Here is an 18604-nt window from a genome sequence, read left to right as displayed (position 1 = left end):
ATGCGAAATAAAGCAAATGAGTTAGCAGATTGTGATAAAGTAATGGATAAAATTAAAGCATTAGATGTTATTTATGAACAAATTGTTTTAGATACCATTTTAAATTCACCTAAATTTATATTTAGTCAAACTTATGGTAATGTTCAATCAACATTAGAAGAAGCAGTAAGAACATTAGTTACTAAAAACTATATATTTAAAAGTGGTGGAGATAATAATGAACAAAACGAAAATATCAATATGACAAATAGTAATTTTAAAGGTAAAAATTTAACTGATATATACGATTGAAATGTTAATGAAATATTTAAACGTTGTGGTATTCATATACCAAGTCAAAAGAAATCTGCACAACAATCAGTTCCCGAAAGTACAGCTGTAAATATTTCAACTATTAATTATATTGAACAAAAATTATGACAATTTAATATTGATATTCTTAAATTTATTCAAATATTAGTAAGTGTTGATAAAGACTTATTAAATAGTAAAACCTTTAATATTAATGATGAACAAGAAATTAATAACTTAACAGTTAAATTAAAATTATTTAATCCCGAAAATAACCAATTAATAGGAGAGAACAATGGAAAACAACAACAAACCACAAACGAAGTTTCCACAGAAACAGAAACAAACTAAACTTAATCAGGCAGAAGTAGAAAATGATTATTTAATTGATAATATTCCTTATGATTTTACTAATATGATGAGTGCTACTAGTGACCCAGATATTAATAGAGCATACGATGAATTTAAAAAAAGAACTATATATATTTATGAAATTGAACGTTTATTTAAAAATAATGAAAATAATAGTTTAAGATTTTCAGCAAATACTATTAAAATAGGTTTTATTGATATTGATAAAGTATTAAAAACTATTGCAGTTGAAACATCAGACTTTACTATGCAATTAAATCAAAGAGCTAGCACAAATATTAATGATAATACTATTGAATATAGTATGACTGATATTAAAAATTTAATATTTCAAGAAATAAATTTATTAAATCAATTTAAGTTATATGCAGTATCTATTAATGAACCATTAACTGAAAATAATATTGATAACTTATATATAATTAATAATTATTCACAACCTTATCAAAATCCAAAAACAAGAAGTACTAAAAGTATTACTATTATTAAAATTAAAGATTTTAAAACAAGAGATGGTTATCCCATTATTATTAAATTACAAAAACCATTAGATAAAGATACAAAAGTTATCGGTTTAAAAATTAAAGCCCCTAGAAGTATGATTTTCGATAATATAAAGGTACTTGGTGAAGTTGACAATATGGAAGTATACCCAAAATTATTTGTTAAAGATAAGATAGCATTTCCCCTATTATCAATGCCTATTGAAACTCAACCAAAAGTTAGAATATTACAACAATGATTTAGTGAACAAATATTACCTTGACATTTAGCAAAACAATTTATAGAACAAGAAAAATCAGTTTTAGATTTAATTGCTATTGGTGGTGGAAGTGAAACAAGAAAAGAAATTATTAATAATGCAAGAGTAACTAATGCTAAAATTGGTTATGATGTTACTAAAAATTCAAAAGTATGACCATTATCTGATGAACTAGAATTAAAAGATACAAAATTAGAGTCATGATTTTTAGCAGGTAACTATAATTTATTTATTTCTACAACTAATAAATTTCATGATGTTGAACTAGAAATAAATGATAAACCACCAATTGATAGTTTACAACAACTATTATTAGACATGTTAAGTTACACATATAATTATAATCGTAATTTTGATGGAGCATCATTAGACCCAACAAAATCACCAAATAAAATGGACATGTTAAGAGGAAAGTTTGAAAATCAAAAACCCGATGAAGTAATAACTAATTTATTTAAGCAATGAAAATTAGATTATCCTAATTATATTAATTTAGAGCAAGTGAAAATATTTAAACAACTAATTATTATGTTATCAAATAATATTTATTCAAGTATGTCAATTAATAAAGGTTTAAATGATGATAATAAAATATTGTTACCTTATTATTTTGAATTAAAATCAAATCCAATACATCCTACTAAGGAAGATATTTGACAATTTAAAAATGCAAAAGTGATTTTAAAATCAGCATATTTTGATTTTACAGATATAAATAACATTAAACTAAAAAATAATGATATTAGTCAAAATGAATTATTTAAACTAGATAATAATCAATTTAATTGATTATCTATTACAAATGAATTAGAAAGTAATAATATTCCATCATTAATTCCAGCAGATTGAACACTAGGTAATGGAGAATATGGTAAATATTTTACAAGAGCAATTATTGATAAAAATAAAATTAAAAATGCTTTAAATTTATATGGTTCAAATAAATCTCAATTATTTTCTAAATTAGAATTTTATAAAGAAATTATAAAAATTGATAATAATAATGAATTTGAATTACAAATTGAAAATCCGATTAATAATTTAAATCGGATTGAAATTAGTGGGATATTTGGTGCTGGTAATTATAATTTAATTTTAATAACAGATAAAGAAGAAATAGACTTAAAAAAATATTAATTTATTTGATAAATATAACGAAAATATTTCTTATATAAATTTAGAAGTTTAATTATCAAAGTAACCTTTTCAATATTTTCCATTTCATTTAATATCTACATCATGTAACTTTTTATTTGAGCAGTATAAAGAATAATAAGAACCATTATACATATTAACTCATATTGGAGCATTACATAATACTACTGTATGGTCTGGTTTTTCATAAGAATTAAATTTGTTATTTTCATGGGTAAGCAGCCCCCCCATGATTAATCCTATTGTTCCAGTTGTAGCACCAGTTAGTGCTAATGCTAATGTTATTTTACTTAAATTTGCTTTTATTCATGTTTTCATAATAAATTTCTCCTTTTTATTTTTTCTTAATTTTTCAGAAGTTTTTAATCATTTTGGTAATAATTCATGTTCTAAATTAATTGCATGATTTTCACAAAGAAAAAGACTAAATGTTGTTGATTTTAATTCTAATAAAACAATATTACTTCATTTGTTATTACAATTTTTACTTTGACAAACAACATTCATTTTTCAAAATCTTTTTTAAAGATTTTAAATTAGTTACAACTTTTAATGATTTTCCTTTACTATTTTGCATTTAAATTCTCCCTTTTTAAAATTTCTTTTCCTGTTTGACTAAAACTAACTTTGGGATTTATTTTTTTATTTTCTTGGTGAATAAACTCTGCTGCTTTTAAATTAACAAATTCTGTATGTAATTTTGGATATTTTCTTCATTTTTCTATTGTTGCATTTGGAATTCATTGATTACCAATAAAATCTGTAAATTTAATATTATGCTCATTACAAAAAATATCATATTTTTTATTAAAAAATTCTTTTCTTTTATTACAATTTATTATTAAACATTTATTTATTTTGCTCATTTAATTACTCCTTTTTTCCTTGATTTTACTTATAAATTGTACTATTTTTGATTATTTTTACAAGTATGCTTTTAAACTCAAAATAATGCCTAAATTAAAGGTGTTTATTTTGTGATACCTATACTATTAATTATATTGAAATTGTTTGTTATATTTTAAATATGAAAGTGGTTTTTTAAATAATTTTTATTTTATTTAAAATTACACTTATATATTTATATAATAATTAAGTAAATTATTTTTTTAAATATATTTACAATAAATTTAGATTTTTTTAAAATAGTTAGGAGAAGTAAATGTGAATTTTAATTATAAATGAAATTTTAGAGAACAAAGTGCAAAAATTGATAAATTAGTTTTAGAACATATAACAAAAAAATGAGAAAAATGAGATTGAAGAATAAAAAATACAAGAGATAAAAAGAAATATAAAATTGTTGATTATCAATATCGAACAAGAAAAATAATGTATGGATTAGTAACTTATAAAAGAAGAATTTATGAATATTTTGATGAAAAATTACAAAAATGAGTTCGTGTTTGTTTAGTTGATGAATGACTAGAATTACCTAAATATAAAAGAATTGGTGAAGATGTTGAACAAACTATTATTGAATATTTTGCTGATGGAAAAAGATATCATGTGATATTTGTGCTATTTGTAAAAAAGCAGGTATTAGTGTTAGTACTGTTCATAGAGTTTTTAAAAATTTAGAAGTAATTGAAGCAAATCCAGTAAAAGTAAAATTAGAAAAAAATCAACCTATTTTTGTAGCAATTGATGATGGACATCGAAAGTTTTGAGATTTTAAACGTAAAGGTATAAAACACTCTATGAGATTAATAACAACATATACAGATAATATTAATCATAAAGTACAAAATAAAAGAGTAAAAGCAATTATTAGACCAACAAGAACAGCAATTGGAGTTAAAAAAACTGCTGAATTTGTTAAAGAACATTGTCAAAAATTTTATGAAAATGTTGAACAAGCAAAAATAATTATTTGTGGAGATAGTGCTGGATGAATTAAAGATGTAGCAGATTATCTTGATGCTGAGTTTGTTTTAGATAAATTCCATTTAATTAGAACATTATATCTTGGTATAATGGCGGGAAATAAAGGAAAATATTGAAGTGAATATAATAATTGTAAAGATTTCATTAATAATGGTCAATATGAACAATTAATTGATTATTTATATAAAGAATTAGATAATCATAAAAAGTTAAAAAAACAATATTTTAAAAATAATAAAAAAGGTATTGTTAATCAAGGTGCAAAATGAAATATTGGTTGTTTTACTGAAACAAATATTTGACATGTTTTAAAAGAAATGATTGTTAATAGAACATATAGTATTTTTATTTATATAAAAATGGTTATTTTTAAATGTAATCAAATAAATTTAAAAACATAATTTTACTTATTTTAAAATAAAAAATTAAAAAAACTTATTAAATTAAAAGTTAATAAGAATTTTTGTTATATATTTATGTTAATTAAATTATTAAAATGTTTTTATAATTTATAAAATTGAGTATTTTAATTGTAATATTTTTAAATTAGTAGTAAGATAAATTTACAATTTCATAAAAATCCAAATTATTTCTTGTCTAAATTTATAATAAGACTACAACGATTTAATTTATTCCGGATTTTTGATAATCTCCCGTAGTTTTAACCCATTGTTTGTTGAGATAAAAGCAAATGGGTTTTTATTTTGAAAGGAAAATTATAAATGATATTGCAAAAATATAAAAAATTAAAATTAGTAACCTTATTTTTATTTATTTTAACTATTTTAATTATGGTAATTGGTTTAATGTTAATTGGTTTTTCTAATTTTAATAAAAGTTTTTTTGAACATCTTAAATTATATAAAGAAAAAAGACTTATTATAGAAATAACAATAGAAATAACAAATGGATTTAGTTTATTAAATTATATGAGTGTAAATTATATTTTAAATCATTCTGCAGAAAATATATGTTCATCAGTAGTTCATAATTATGATGGTTATTATGATTGAGTTCAATTACAAATTGGAGTTATTTTTTGTATAATTTTAACTCCAATTTTTGGATTTTTTACTATTGCATTAACTTTTTTAATTATTGGTTTAAAAGTAAAAATAAAAAATAATAATTTTTGAGATGCAATCCAAAAATGTGAAATAATTAACAGTTATTATGTTCATTAGGTATTTTGTTTTTAAAATATATTAAGTATTATTTTTAGTGAATCAACAAAATGTTTTATTTTATATAATGATTTATAATGATTTATAATTTCTTATTTATTTAAAAAATATTTTTAATAATTATTTAATTTTGGATGGTCAAAGTTAAATAATTATTTTTTTGTTTTTAATTTTGCCATATTATATTTTAAAAAAATAAATTTAAATTTGATAATTTTGTAAAATTGAACACTTATAATTTTGATTTATATCAGATACTATTATTAAGTTTTAATACCTAAAATAAGTTATAATATAAATAAAAAATAAGGGGTGTTAGATATATGGAAGAAAAAAAAGATGACTTAAAAAATACTCCATTGTCAAATGTTGATAATAGTATTATCAAACCAAATAATGATAATCCATCATTTAAAGATATTGAAGAACAACGTTTTACTACTTATAATCCGTTATTAAGTGATAGTATTAAATTTAAAAGAATGTATTGAAGTTCAAAAATGGAAAATATTGCTCGTATTTTGTTACTTACAGTTTCTTGTTTTCATTTAATTTTTTCTTATTTTTTAGCTAACAATTTGGTTAATCAAATTTTGAGTAATAAAGGTAGTAACATGAACCCAACTTATATAATTTATATATTTTTAATTATAACTCTGGGATTTAATTTTATATTTTATTTACCAGTAGCGATTGGTCGCACTGCTAGTGCTATGTTTGGATGATCAATTGTTTATATTATTTTAGCAATTGCTTATTTTATAGTTTTAGAAGTATTTTGTACAATTTTGTTAGTGGTTAATGGATTAGTAAATGAAACTGTTTCTGCAGAAGTTCCAATATTTATGATTATTGTTTTACTAATAACTGTTTTATGATTAATTGCTGCTTGTTTATTAATTGTTAAAAGTGATGATGTAAGAAGAGAATTAAGTGTCGAATAAATAATAAGTAAGGGAGAATATAAATGAGTACAGATAGTTTACTTTCTAAGCGAATTGAACAATTAATTAAAGTAATTAGCGCTGATGTTTATGAAAAAGAAACTGTTTTTAAACTTGCTATTTTGGCGTTATTATCAGGAGAATCAATATTTTTATTAGGATTACCAGGAATTGCTAAATCATTAATTTCACGACGAATTAAATATGCGCTCCATGATGGGCGAAATTTTGAATATTTAATGAATCGTTTTTCTACTCCAGAAGAAATTTTTGGACCAATCTCAATCAAAGATTTATTAAAAGGTAACTATGTAAGAATTATTGATCAATATTTGCCTGCTGTTGATATTGCTTTTTTGGATGAAATTTGAAAAGCAGGCCCTTCAATTCAAAATACATTACTAACTATTATTAATGAAAAAATCTTTCGTAATGGTGGTGTTGATATCAAAGTACCATTAAAACTATTAATTTCAGCTTCCAATGAGTTACCAGAAAGTGGTAAAGGTTTAGAAGCTTTATTTGATCGTTTTATTATTAGAATGATAGTTTATGGTTTAACTAATGAAGAAAATTTTAATGATATGTTAGAAAGTATTACTAGTTTAGAAGTAAAAGTTCCACTTGAATTACAAATTAAAACTTCTGAATATGAAAAGTGATTAAAAGAATTGGAAACTACTGTTACTTTAAGCAAAGAAACATTAAATTTTATTTCTCGTTTTCGTAAAATTTTAACAGAAGCAACTAATGGTAAAGCTTACATTTCTGATCGAAGATGAAAAAAAATTGCTAAATTAATAAAAGCTTCAGCTTATTATAATGGTAGAACAACTACTGATAAGCCTGATTTATTGATTATTCCTTACTGTATTTGAGATAATGAAGATCAAGAAAAAGAGTATACAAAACTTTTCAATGAAGCATATTGTGAAGATTTAACTTACACATTGAAACAAAATCAGATTGAACTGGAAAGTGAGTTGGAAACATTAAGTAATAATGCCGAAAACATTAAAGATAGTCAAAATCAACCATCTATTTACTCCAATCCATTTTCTGAACAAATTAAAGGCATATATTATCGTTTATTATGACATAGTGATGAGTTTCCAATTTGTTTTATTAGTAGAAAGGATTTTCAGTTATTATTACGACGTAATAAAAAGAGTCATAATATTCAATTATTTTATGGTAAAAGTTTAAGTAAAATGGAAGGTAATCAGAAGTTTGAGTTGCAATTAAAGAATTCTAGTGAATTAATAAATATTACAAATAATTCTATAATTCAAGTTGAATTAACTAATACTGATAGTAAATCACAATTTGGAAATATTAATAGTCAAATGAAAGATTTAAAGCAACAAATTAATGAATTAAAAGTACATTTTGAACAAGAATATCATCGTTTAAGTAAAACCGATTCTATATTTTTTGATGAACAATTTAAATCACTATTAGAAATGGCATTTTTTGATAAAATTTCACAAATACCAGAAGCAGAAACCGAAACGACTCTTTCATCAGAATCACTAACTGAAGATTCACCAATAACTATTTCAAATGTTAATGATACTAATAATAATAATTCTGATATTAATTAAGATAGGTGATTATTATGGAACAATTAATTGAATCCCATGTTTCACAAATTTTAGAAACTAAATTGAAAAAAATGTCTTTATCAGAAACAAATTTAAGTAGTTTTACTTGATTTAAAAAAAATTTTGCTTGATTAGCTCCAGAATTTGATCAACAAATTAGTCATTTTTATTTAAATGAAGTTTTAGAAAAAAGTAAAAATATTGTTATTAGTCCCATCATTAAAAGAGAATTACGATTATATTTCTGAGTTATGATTAATGGTATTGATAGATTAAAAAATAATTGACAAGAAATTTACACTAGGGCAAAAATTCTTGATTCACCAATGATTAATTATTTTCATTATTTTCAAGAAAAATTTAAGGATCGTAAACTTAATAGTAAATTAACTTTTGATAATTTTATAAGACATTGAGAAAGTTTAATTGTTCAAAGAATTGTAAATTATAAATTATTTGAAACTATGCAAATGCGTCAAAAATATTTAACAATGTGAAGTAATAATATTAAAATTATTAATGAAGTAAGACATATTGTTGGTTTTGCTTGAAATTTTTTTGGACAATTTTGAGAAGGAGATTTAAATGATTTTAAAAAAATTAATTTAAATACTATTATACAATATGGTGAAATTTTAAATAAGAATCCATCTATTATTGAAATTGCTAGACTACTTGGTCGTTGAAAAGGAATTTCGGGTTTAACAGAAAAGCAGGTTCATCAAAAAGTACAAATTGAATATCAATTAAAGCCATTAGGAAAATGGCCTGAAGAAATAGTAGGAATTACCGAGGGTAAAGATTTAGAACATTTATTACCATTAGAATTAGTTAATCTTGCTATTCCAGAGTTAAATGCTATTTTTTATAAAAAATTTGTTGAAGAAAAGTTAGCAATTACAGAGTTTGAATCAATGGATTTAGTTGCCACTGAACATCTTGTTGAAGAAGTTGTAGAAGTACCAATTCCCGAAAGTGAAGGCCCTTTTATCTTATGCATTGATACATCTAAATCGATGAGTCATAGTCCAGAAATTATTGCAAAATCAATTGCGCTTGCTATTAGTAAAATTGCTTTACAAGAAAAAAGACCATGCTATATGATCAATTTTTCTGGTAAATTTGAAACTTATGATTTATCTAATTTAGTTTCATCAATTCCCAATCTAATTCATTTTTTAGGTCATAGTTTTAAAGGACATACTAATATTAATCCAGCTATTAGTCACGCTTTAACAATTATGCAATCTAAAACATATCATAATGCAGACTTATTGGTAGTTTCTGATTTTTTATCTGCTAATATTACTAAAAATAATATTAATTTAATGTTGCAACTAAAAGCAAAAGCTAATCGCTTTCATGCTATTAATATTGCTTCTTCAACATTGTCTAATAATTTTAAAAAATATTTTACTAATTATTGACATTATGATCCTCGCGATCCATTTGCTGCGCGAAAAATTGCATTAAATTTAGTTAAAACTAAAAATAAATCTTAATCTTAATTTTGATAGTTATTTTTTTGCTTTAATAATGATAAAATATTATTAGAGTGAAAAAGTAAACTGATAATGAGAGATGGATAATATGAAAAAAAATAATTTAATTTTAAGCAAAACATTAGTTATTATTAGTGTTTTAACAGTAACAATTAGTTTATCAATTTTTCCATTATTTAATTGAGGTGTTCCATTAAAAAACAATATTGCTATTATTATTGCTTTAATCGTTAATAAAGAACCAATTACTAGTAGTTTTTATAAACAATTAATGACTAGTGATAGTATAGTTTCTTTATATACTTTTGGAACATTATTGATTTTTAATTTAACTTATTTAATACCATTAATTTTTATTAAAAAACCTTTTTCAAGATCAGTTTTTGCTATACACATGTTATTAATAACCTTAGTATTGATACTTTTTGTATTAGTACTTTTTAATTACTTTAATATTAGAAATTTTCAAACTATTCCTTTTAAAGATTTATGAACAATTCCTTGAGCAGGTATTGGTTTAAGTTTACTTACTATTTTTTGATATGGCTTAAAAAATTTATGAGTTAATCCTCCACAGTTATCAAAAAAAAGTAATGATTATAGTAAAAACAAAAAAGAAGAAATTAAAAGTGATGATTTACCATCATATGAAGATTTACAATTACAATTAAAAATGTTAAAAAAACAATTAAAAGAAGTTAGAAATATTAAAGGTAAGAAATAATAAAAGTTATTTTAGATTTTTAATTAGATCATTAGCAAACTTTGTTTTTTGATATTTGTTGTTGGTTGATTACTATAGTTAGGTGAATTTATTTCATTTTTACTTGAGTTTAAAATTCATGATTGCAAATATTCTTTCACTTCTAGATTCACTTTATTTATTGATTCTCAAAAATTATCTATACATTCAATTTTAGCACCATTTTCTATTAGAAACTTAACTCCCTCTATATTATTATTATCAGCAATTAGAATTAAGGCAGTTTTACCATTTTGATTTGTATGATTAATATCAGCGTTATTTTCTACTAAAAATTTAATAACATCTAAGTGATTATTTTGAGCAGCTCGTGTTAAAGCACTTTCTTTATTATAATTAATTATATGGTTAACATCGGCATCGTTTTCAACTAAAAATTTAATTATATTTAAATATCCTTTTTTGGCGGCTTTTGTTAAAGCGCTATTACCACTACCAATTTTTATATTTTTTTGAAAAGAATTTTCTTTTATTCTATAAGTATAAGTAAAAATATCTGAATTTGTATAGTTGACATTAGCATTATTTAGTAATAAAAGTTTAATTTTTTCTAAATCATTTTCTTTTACTGCATTCATTAATTGTTTATTTTTTTCTCTTTCTCTTGCTTGTGGTGAACATGATTTCAAAAATTTAATTACATCTAAATGACCATTTTCAATAGCTCGATCTAAAGCAGTTTCACCACGTAAATTTATTTGATTAACATCTGCATCGTTTTCAACTAAAAATTTAACTATATTTAAATACCCTTTTTTGGCGGCTTTCATTAATGGAGTATTACCACTAGTATTTTTATCTGGATAAGAAGTCACTTTACCGGTAAGTTTTTTACAAATGGAATATTTAAAGTTTCTATAATTGACATCAGCGCCATTTTTTACTAATTTCATAGTTTTTTTAAAATTACCTTCTTCAATAGCAATCATTAATTTCTCATTTTTAGTCATATCTTTTAATGCTCCTTTTCTTCTAACAATTTAATAAAAATCCTAATATAGAAAATATCTATACTAGGAATAAACAATTATTAAATTAATAAAATTATAATTTATTTTTTTAATCTATCAATTAATATGCTTTTTTGTATTTTTAAGGTTTTGAATATTTAATTAAAAATAATTTAAAGAATGTAAATAAATGATTATAAAATAAGTGTTTTGTATAGTTTGATTTAATTATTATTTTATAGTAGTGTATTATCAATAGTAATTATAATATTTGCAAAATTAGCCTTTTAATAGATTTATTTATTAATAAGGTTTTTTAATATTATAATTTATATTTTAAATTAACATTTTTATGAGGAGAAATTTTAATGCCAAGATTAGAACATTTAGAAAAAGAAAGAATAAACAAATTTCTTATTTTACTAAAAAATAGTGATGAAATAAAAATTTTTTTTAATGATTATAAAGAAGTCATATTAAATGGTGAATGTCAATATATGAATTTTTTTTATGATTTAGATGAATTTTTAAAAGATATAGAAAAAATTAGAGAACAATTAAGAGCAGAAACGGCTCCTGATAATAAAAAAATAAAAAAAATAAATTCTTTTTTTTAAAAAAGGAAAATAATAAAAAAATGTTTTTAATAGAAAACTTAGAAAAGAAAGCAAATATGTTGGAAGAAATACATAATATTTTATTAGAACTACGTGATAATGCACCAAAACGGGAAATGGAACATATTATTTATTTAAAAATATTATTATTATATTTTAATGATACTACTATAGAAGGCAAAAGGTTAGATTTTTCTGAATATGAACAATGAACAAAGATATTTATTAAATTTTCTAATATAAGAATGAATGAACTTGAAGGAATTGATTTAGAAAATATTAAAATAATAACTGATGCAGTACAAACTTTATTTTTAGATGTATTTCGTGATGAAACTTTTCAAAGAAAATATAATTTAAATATTGAAAAAGAAAAGTCTAAATTAGAAATAGAAGATGTAATATCTTTTAATCTTTTTAATGATGCACTTGAAATTATAAATACTAAAATATTTAAAACATATATGGAACAATTACCTATTTTTACCAAAAAAATACCAAAATATATTAGAGAAATATCAATTATTAAAAAATACGATATACTAGTTGATTATAAATTATTTCTTCTTAAAAGAAATGAAATAAGAGAGACTATTGATATAGTCACAAAGATATCAAAAGAATTATTTGAAAGAAATGAACAATATAAAAATAAAATTAAAAAGAAAGAAAATGAAAACAATACTTTTTCTTTATTAAAAATGGAAGTTGAATTAGTAGCAATAGAAGAAATAATTAATACACTTAAATTAATTGAAGAATATAAACATTCTAAATTTATTTTTGCACTTCGTGGTATATGAAATCTTATTTTAATTTTATATTTAAAAGAAACAAATCATAATAAAGAAATAAAAATTGAAGAATTTCAAAAATGAATAGATAACTTTATTAAAGTATGTAAAAACCAGAGATTTTATATTACAGAACGTGAGAAATTTAAAAGTTTAAGTAATTTTATTGAAATTCTTCAAAATTTTAAAAAAAATATTGTTACAAATAAAGAATTTCAAGAAGAAGTGGCAATCACAGTTATTAGTGAAAAAGATTTTCCTGAAAATATAAGTTTGATTAATAATACTTCTAGTGTAGTAACAAATTTAGAAAATAGACCATTTAATATGTAAAGTTTATTTTTTTATTTTAATAAAATATATTGTATAAAATAGAAATAAATTATGATTTTAATAATAATTTTCCCTTTACAAATGATTATAGGTGTATTATTGTTAGGAATTATATATTTGTAAAATTAAGCCTGTTAATAAATTAAATTTATTAGTGTGGCTTTTTATTATTTTTATATAATTCATTAGCAAACAATATTAATTAAAAACAAATTAAATATGTTAAGGAGAGATTTAAGTGTCAGAGTTAGATTTCTTATTTAATGAAGAAAAAGTAGAACAATTTATTAAAGAAGCAAAAAAAGATGAACAAATGAAAAAATATAATAAATCTTTTAATGATTTAAATGAAATTTTAAAACAATATTATAGTTGTTTAGATAGATATAATGCTTTTATAAATTCAAACAATAATAGACAATTAAATTTAAAAAATAAAATAAAAAAATAATTTTTGTCAAAAAATATTCAATTTTTAAAAACAAAAAGAAGTTTAGCAGAAAAAAAATTACGATTTGCTGAACATAATATTTATTGGAAAATATTATCCTTATATTTTGATGATAATTCTTTAAATGGTAAAAGATTATATTTTTATGAATATGAACAATGAAAAAAGATATTTATTGAATTTGCTAATATAAAAATGAATGAATTACAAGGATTTGATTTAGAAAATATTAAAATAATAACTAATACAGTACAAACTTTATTTTTAGATGTATTTCGTGATGAAACTTTTCAAAACAAACATGAATTGGAAGTTATAAAAGTAAAAAATTTAATGGAAAAATTTATTTATGAAACAATTAATAGTAAAGAAATATTAAGTTTTCAAGTAGCGTTTGCCAATCATAAATTAGTTAATGAACAATATAACAATCTAAAAGATAATCAAGAATCAGTTCTAAAAGAAATTAATTTAAAAATAAAAGTTATTACAGATAAAATAGAAAAAAACAATATGAAGCTACAAAAAATAAAAAACATATGATTTTATAAGATTTGAAAATGTAGACAGTTAAAGAAAAGTAACAAAAATTGAGAAATTAAATTAGGTGAAAAGATTGCAGAAAAAGAATTTTTTTTAAAAAAATTTAAAGATCTTTATACTAAATCACTAGATCAGTCAACACTTAAAAAAGCAGAATTGGATTTATCTGCTAAACTATTAGCATTTTATTTAGAACAAAACAAATCTAAAAATTTAAAATTTTCTGAATATGAAGTGTGAAAAGTCGAATTTATTGCTACATGTGAAAAAGTAATTAAAAATCTTGAATTTAATAGTTTAAAAATAGAGTTAATTAGTAATTTTGCAGTAACTTTATTTAAAGATGTTTTAAAAAATATTGAACTTCAAAAAAAAATACGAAATTAAAGTTATTAATGATGATAATGATTTATCATCTCAATTAGATTCTGATACATGTCTTGTTTCTGAAAGCGGCATTAGTGAGTGAAGTGATAGTTTTGGTGAAAGTATTAATATTGATATGAATATTAATTTTCATTCTCCTAAACAAACAGTTGTAACATAAGTTATTAATAAAATAAATTATTAAAATTATAGATATTGAATTTTTATAAAATATAAATAAATTATCGGATTAAATAGTGGGTTATAGAGATATATTTGAACTAATGGAAAGAATGATAAAAATGGATATTAAACTTATAAACAAATGAGAAGTAATAATTAAATTAATAATATATTCACAAGCAATAAGAGAATATCAAGAGTATTTTAATGTTTTACAAGAATTAGAAAAAGAACGTATAACTAGATTAGAAGATCTTGAAAATAAAAAACAAGAAATAATAGAAAAAATAAATAATAAACAATTAGTAATTCCAATTATTACTGCATTATTAAATTGTTGAAGAAGAAATAAAATTCAAGATTTTGATTTTTTGATTAAAAAATTGAAAGTTAAAACTCCTCATAATAATATGAGAAAAGTATGACGTAATGTTTGAAAAGAAATATTAACTTATTATTGTGATGGTGATTTAACTAAGACAATTAATTCCGAAGAGTTTAAAGAATGACAGGATAAATTTATCGAAAATTGTGAATCATTAATTGAAAAATGAAAAGGTAAAGAAAAATATAAATTGATATTAGATACTTGTAAAAAATTATGTGAGATTGTCAAAAGTTTAGTAAATGATGTGTGTAGTGATCATGAATTTCAAAGAAGTGAATCATTAAATATTATTGGTAATAATATATTTTTACAAGCAAATATTGCTAAAGAAAATGGGTCTACTGATTTATCAAATAATAATTGAAAAGAAGAAATTAGAAGAGACTCAAATCACTTAATGCCAAAAACTGAAAAACCTTGTTGAAGAAGATATGTAATTAGAAGATAATTAGTAAAAAAATAAATATATATTTAAATAAATTAAAAAATAAGTTTTAACCCCTTGTTATTTTTTACTTTTATATGCTATTATTGTATAGGTAACGGCTCGGTAGCTCAGTTGGTAGAGCATTCGCCTGAAGAGCGAAGTGTCAGTGGTTCGAATCCGCTTCGAGCCACCATTATTTAAAATATAGGCAATTAAGCCTTTTTTTTAATTATTTTTCTTAGATTTAGGTTTAAGTTAAAATTTTAGGTATAATAGTGTCATTAGCAATTTTAAACAATTAATAATTCTAGAAAGAAGGGTATTAGTGTCTAAAATTTTAGTTTTAAATAATGCGAAAATAATTAGCATTAAGAAAATAATAAATAATGGTTTTTTAGTAATTAAAGATAATTTAATTTTCCAAATTAATGAAGGAAAGTATAATTATGAATTTCAAGATGCTCAGGTTATTGAATGTCATAATCAAACAATAATACCTGGTTTTATTGATTTACATGTACATGGAGGTTATGGCTATAGTTTAATGGATGGTACCATTGAATCAATTAATAATTTTGCAAAATTAGTTCCAAAAGAGGGAGTAACAAAGTTTTGTTATGCAACAGTTACTGCCAGTAAAAAAGAAATTGATAATATTCTTTCAGTATTTGCTAAGTATATGAAAACAGAAAATAAAGGTAACAAGGCACGAATTATTGGTGCATATTTAGAAGGACCTTTTATCTCAGAATTACAAAAAGGAGCACATACTCCGTCATTACTTCATGTTCCTGATCTTAATTTAGTAAAATCTTGAAATATAATTAGTAACAAAAATTTAAAATTTATTGTTTATGCTCCTGAGATAGATCCTAATTTAAATAATAAAAATTCAAATTTTATTTCTTCATTAATTAAAAATAATATTATTCCTAGTGTTGGTCATAGTAATGCTACTTTTAAAGAAATAACTAAAACTGTTGAATATGGTTTAACGCATATTACCCATCTTTATAATGCAATGAGTCCCTATAATCATCGCGATCCTGGTGTTGTTCCAGCATCATTATATTATGATCAATTAGTTACTGAGTTAATTTGTGATGGAATTCATGTTGATATTGATATTTTAGCAATAACATATAAAATTAAAGGTGCCGATGGAATTTGTATGATTACTGATGCCATGAGTGCAAAGGGACAGCCTGATGGTAAGTATTTATTGGGACCATTACCTGTCATTAAAAGTAATAATAAGGTTACTGTTGAAGCAACCGGAAAATTGGCAGGCAGCATTGCAACAATGATTGCTGGTTTTAAAAATTTATTAAAAATTACTAATAATAATTGACAAGATTGCATCAAAATGGCCTCTTATAATAGTGCTAAACAAGTAGGAATTGCAAATAAAACGGGTGATATTGTTATTGGTAAATTAGCAGATATTATTGTATTAACTAAGAATAATGATATTTTTTTAACAATATGCGAAGGAAAAATTGCGTATCAACAAGAATAAGTAAGTAATGTAAGGGGTTTTTAAATTATGAAATTAATTATTTTAAAAGATAAAACTGAGGTTGCTCAATTATTAAGTAAAATTATTATTGATATTATTAAAGTTAAACCAAATGCTATTTTAGGATTAGCAACAGGAAGTAGTCCAATTGAAACATATAATTTATTAATAGCAGATGCAAAAAATAACAAAAGAGATTGATCAAAAGTTGTAACATTTAATTTAGATGAATATGTTGGTTTAACTCCAGATCATGTAAAAAGTTATCGTTATTTTATGAATCATCAATTATTTAATCATATTAAAAGTCTTAATTTAAAAAATACGTATGTTCCTAAAGGTATTGGTGATTTAGACCAAAATGTGGAAGAATATGAAAAATTATTAAAAGAAAAAGGACCAATTGATTTACAAATATTGGGTTTAGGTACTAATGGTCATATTGCTTTTAATGAACCAGGTACTCTTGCAAGTAGTAAAACACATGTTGTTAATTTAACTAAAGAAACAATTGAAGCTAATAAAAGATTTTTTTCTAAAGTTGAAGATGTACCAACCAAAGCTGTTACGATGGGCATTCATACTATTTTACAAGCTAAATTGATTGTTTTAATTGCTACAGGAACTAATAAAGCACAAGCTATTCGAGAGTTAGTTGAAGGTAAAGTTTCTCCAAATTATCCATGTACTTTTTTACAAAATCATGATGATGTTACAATTATTATTGATGAAGAAGCAGCAGCATTATTAAAACCAACTATATCAAAAAAAAATTAACTTAAAGGAGAAACAAATGGAACGTAAAAAGATTATTATTGGAAATTGAAAAATGTATAAAAATATAGAAGAAACTCAATTTTTTTTAAATGAATTTAATAAATTAATAAAAACTAAAAATATTAAATATGATTATGGAATAGCAGCTAGTTTTACTAATTTACCCTTACTAAAAATGAATAAAACTTCTGCTTTAATTATTGCAGCTCAAAATTGTCATTATGAAACCGAAGGTGCATATACTGGTGAAATTTCAATTAAGATGCTAAAAGATATGATGGTTAGTCATGTTATTATTGGTCATTCTGAACGCAGAATGTATTTTAATGAAGTAGATGAAACAATAAATAAAAAAATACATTCACTATTTAATGCTAATATTATACCAATTTTATGTTGTGGTGAAACTTTAAACCAATATGAAAATAAAGAAACTAATGAAGTAATTAAAAATCAAATTAAGTTAGCATTAAAAAATATTAAAGTAGAAAATATTGCTAAGTTAGTAATTGCCTATGAGCCAATATGAGCAATTGGTACTGGTAAAACAGCAACAGCTCAACAAGCCCAAACGGTTTGTAAAATGATTCGTGAATTTATTAGTGAATTATATAATAAAAATGTTGCAGAACAAGTACGTATTCAGTATGGTGGTTCAGTAAAACCCGATAATATTAAATTAATACTTTCTGAACCCGACATTGATGGTGCATTAGTTGGAGGTGCTTCATTAGTACCACAATCTTTTTTTGATTTACTAATTTAACTCTATTTAAATTACTAATAAAAAT

Annotated in this window: 21 protein-coding genes and 1 tRNA gene; 19 read left to right on the top strand and 3 right to left on the bottom strand. The window is 22.1% G+C overall.

Annotated elements, in window-relative coordinates; genetic code table 4:
• On the top strand, positions 1-642 hold the full coding sequence (locus AACK83_RS09260; RefSeq protein ID WP_338957930.1) for a hypothetical protein: 642 nt from the start codon (positions 1-3) through the stop codon (positions 640-642).
• Positions 587-2563 carry a hypothetical protein gene (locus AACK83_RS09255; RefSeq protein ID WP_338957928.1) on the top strand — a complete coding sequence of 659 codons (1977 nt, stop codon included), beginning with the start codon at positions 587-589 and terminating at the stop codon, positions 2561-2563. Before AACK83_RS09260 ends, AACK83_RS09255 begins: the two co-directional genes overlap by 56 nt.
• 48 nt (positions 2564-2611) lie before the next feature.
• Here the strand turns inward: AACK83_RS09255 and AACK83_RS09250 are convergent, their stop codons facing one another.
• Both AACK83_RS09250 and AACK83_RS09245 read right to left on the bottom strand, forming a co-directional pair.
• The gene (locus tag AACK83_RS09250) at positions 2612-3088 is read right to left on the bottom strand and encodes a hypothetical protein (protein ID WP_338957926.1); all 477 of its coding nucleotides are present in this window, start codon (positions 3086-3088) and stop codon (positions 2612-2614) included.
• A gap of 59 nt (positions 3089-3147) precedes the next feature.
• Positions 3148-3447 (bottom strand): hypothetical protein, encoded by a 300-nt coding sequence (locus tag AACK83_RS09245; protein WP_338956837.1) that lies wholly within the window; start codon positions 3445-3447, stop codon positions 3148-3150.
• Between the two features lie 298 nt (positions 3448-3745).
• On the opposite strand from AACK83_RS09245, the gene AACK83_RS09240 reads away from it, so the two are divergent.
• The 7 genes from AACK83_RS09240 to AACK83_RS09210 all read left to right on the top strand — a co-directional run bounded on the left by AACK83_RS09240 (position 3746) and on the right by AACK83_RS09210 (position 10426).
• Positions 3746-4162: a UPF0236 family transposase-like protein gene (locus AACK83_RS09240; RefSeq protein ID WP_338957924.1), complete on the top strand. Its 417-nt coding sequence runs from the start codon at positions 3746-3748 to the stop codon at positions 4160-4162.
• Between the two features lie 119 nt (positions 4163-4281).
• Positions 4282-4869: an Mbov_0401 family ICE element transposase-like protein gene (locus AACK83_RS09235; protein ID WP_338957922.1), complete on the top strand. Its 588-nt coding sequence runs from the start codon at positions 4282-4284 to the stop codon at positions 4867-4869.
• A 321-nt stretch (positions 4870-5190) separates the two neighbouring features.
• Complete coding sequence (locus tag AACK83_RS09230) at positions 5191-5652, top strand: hypothetical protein (protein WP_338957920.1); 462 nt, start codon at positions 5191-5193, stop codon at positions 5650-5652.
• Between the two features lie 323 nt (positions 5653-5975).
• Positions 5976-6596, top strand: a complete 621-nt coding sequence (locus AACK83_RS09225; RefSeq protein WP_252319172.1) for a hypothetical protein — start codon at positions 5976-5978, stop codon at positions 6594-6596.
• 23 nt (positions 6597-6619) lie between these two features.
• A complete protein-coding gene (locus AACK83_RS09220) occupies positions 6620-8200 on the top strand; it encodes an AAA family ATPase (protein WP_338957914.1) in 1581 nt (526 codons plus the stop codon).
• Between the two features lie 14 nt (positions 8201-8214).
• A complete protein-coding gene (locus AACK83_RS09215) occupies positions 8215-9702 on the top strand; it encodes a VWA domain-containing protein (protein ID WP_338957911.1) in 1488 nt (495 codons plus the stop codon).
• An 88-nt stretch (positions 9703-9790) separates the two neighbouring features.
• Positions 9791-10426: a hypothetical protein gene (locus tag AACK83_RS09210; protein ID WP_338957910.1), complete on the top strand. Its 636-nt coding sequence runs from the start codon at positions 9791-9793 to the stop codon at positions 10424-10426.
• Between the two features lie 23 nt (positions 10427-10449).
• Here AACK83_RS09210 and AACK83_RS09205 read toward each other — a convergent pair whose 3' ends face one another.
• Positions 10450-11415, bottom strand: a complete 966-nt coding sequence (locus AACK83_RS09205) for an ankyrin repeat domain-containing protein (protein ID WP_338957907.1) — start codon at positions 11413-11415, stop codon at positions 10450-10452.
• A 368-nt stretch (positions 11416-11783) separates the two neighbouring features.
• On the opposite strand from AACK83_RS09205, the gene AACK83_RS09200 reads away from it, so the two are divergent.
• From AACK83_RS09200 to tpiA, 10 genes are all read left to right on the top strand, one after another.
• The gene (locus AACK83_RS09200) at positions 11784-12032 is read left to right on the top strand and encodes a hypothetical protein (protein WP_338957905.1); all 249 of its coding nucleotides are present in this window, start codon (positions 11784-11786) and stop codon (positions 12030-12032) included.
• A 20-nt stretch (positions 12033-12052) separates the two neighbouring features.
• Positions 12053-13159 carry a hypothetical protein gene (locus tag AACK83_RS09195; protein ID WP_338957903.1) on the top strand — a complete coding sequence of 369 codons (1107 nt, stop codon included), beginning with the start codon at positions 12053-12055 and terminating at the stop codon, positions 13157-13159.
• Between the two features lie 238 nt (positions 13160-13397).
• Positions 13398-13610 (top strand): hypothetical protein, encoded by a 213-nt coding sequence (locus AACK83_RS09190; protein WP_338957901.1) that lies wholly within the window; start codon positions 13398-13400, stop codon positions 13608-13610.
• Between the two features lie 3 nt (positions 13611-13613).
• Positions 13614-14540, top strand: a complete 927-nt coding sequence (locus tag AACK83_RS09185) for a hypothetical protein (RefSeq protein WP_338957899.1) — start codon at positions 13614-13616, stop codon at positions 14538-14540.
• Complete coding sequence (locus AACK83_RS09180; RefSeq protein ID WP_338957897.1) at positions 14512-14700, top strand: hypothetical protein; 189 nt, start codon at positions 14512-14514, stop codon at positions 14698-14700. Before AACK83_RS09185 ends, AACK83_RS09180 begins: the two co-directional genes overlap by 29 nt.
• Positions 14701-14821: 121 nt before the next feature.
• A complete protein-coding gene (locus AACK83_RS09175; protein WP_338957895.1) occupies positions 14822-15538 on the top strand; it encodes a hypothetical protein in 717 nt (238 codons plus the stop codon).
• A 96-nt stretch (positions 15539-15634) separates the two neighbouring features.
• Positions 15635-15710 (top strand) — tRNA-Phe (locus AACK83_RS09170).
• Between the two features lie 132 nt (positions 15711-15842).
• Complete coding sequence (nagA, locus tag AACK83_RS09165) at positions 15843-17036, top strand: N-acetylglucosamine-6-phosphate deacetylase (RefSeq protein ID WP_338957892.1); 1194 nt, start codon at positions 15843-15845, stop codon at positions 17034-17036.
• Positions 17037-17063: 27 nt separating this feature from the next.
• Entirely contained in the window at positions 17064-17813 is a 750-nt protein-coding gene (nagB, locus tag AACK83_RS09160) for a glucosamine-6-phosphate deaminase (protein ID WP_252319509.1), read from the top strand.
• 16 nt (positions 17814-17829) lie between these two features.
• Positions 17830-18579 carry a triose-phosphate isomerase gene (gene tpiA, locus AACK83_RS09155; protein WP_338957888.1) on the top strand — a complete coding sequence of 250 codons (750 nt, stop codon included), beginning with the start codon at positions 17830-17832 and terminating at the stop codon, positions 18577-18579.
• The last annotated feature ends 25 nt before the right edge of the window (positions 18580-18604 follow it).

Source organism: Spiroplasma endosymbiont of Tiphia femorata, assembly GCF_964020225.1.
Taxonomy (GTDB): domain Bacteria; phylum Bacillota_I; class Bacilli_A; order Mycoplasmatales; family VBWQ01; genus Spiroplasma_E.
The sequence above is the reverse complement of the archived record's forward strand: the minus strand, read 5'-3'. Positions and strand labels throughout refer to the sequence as shown.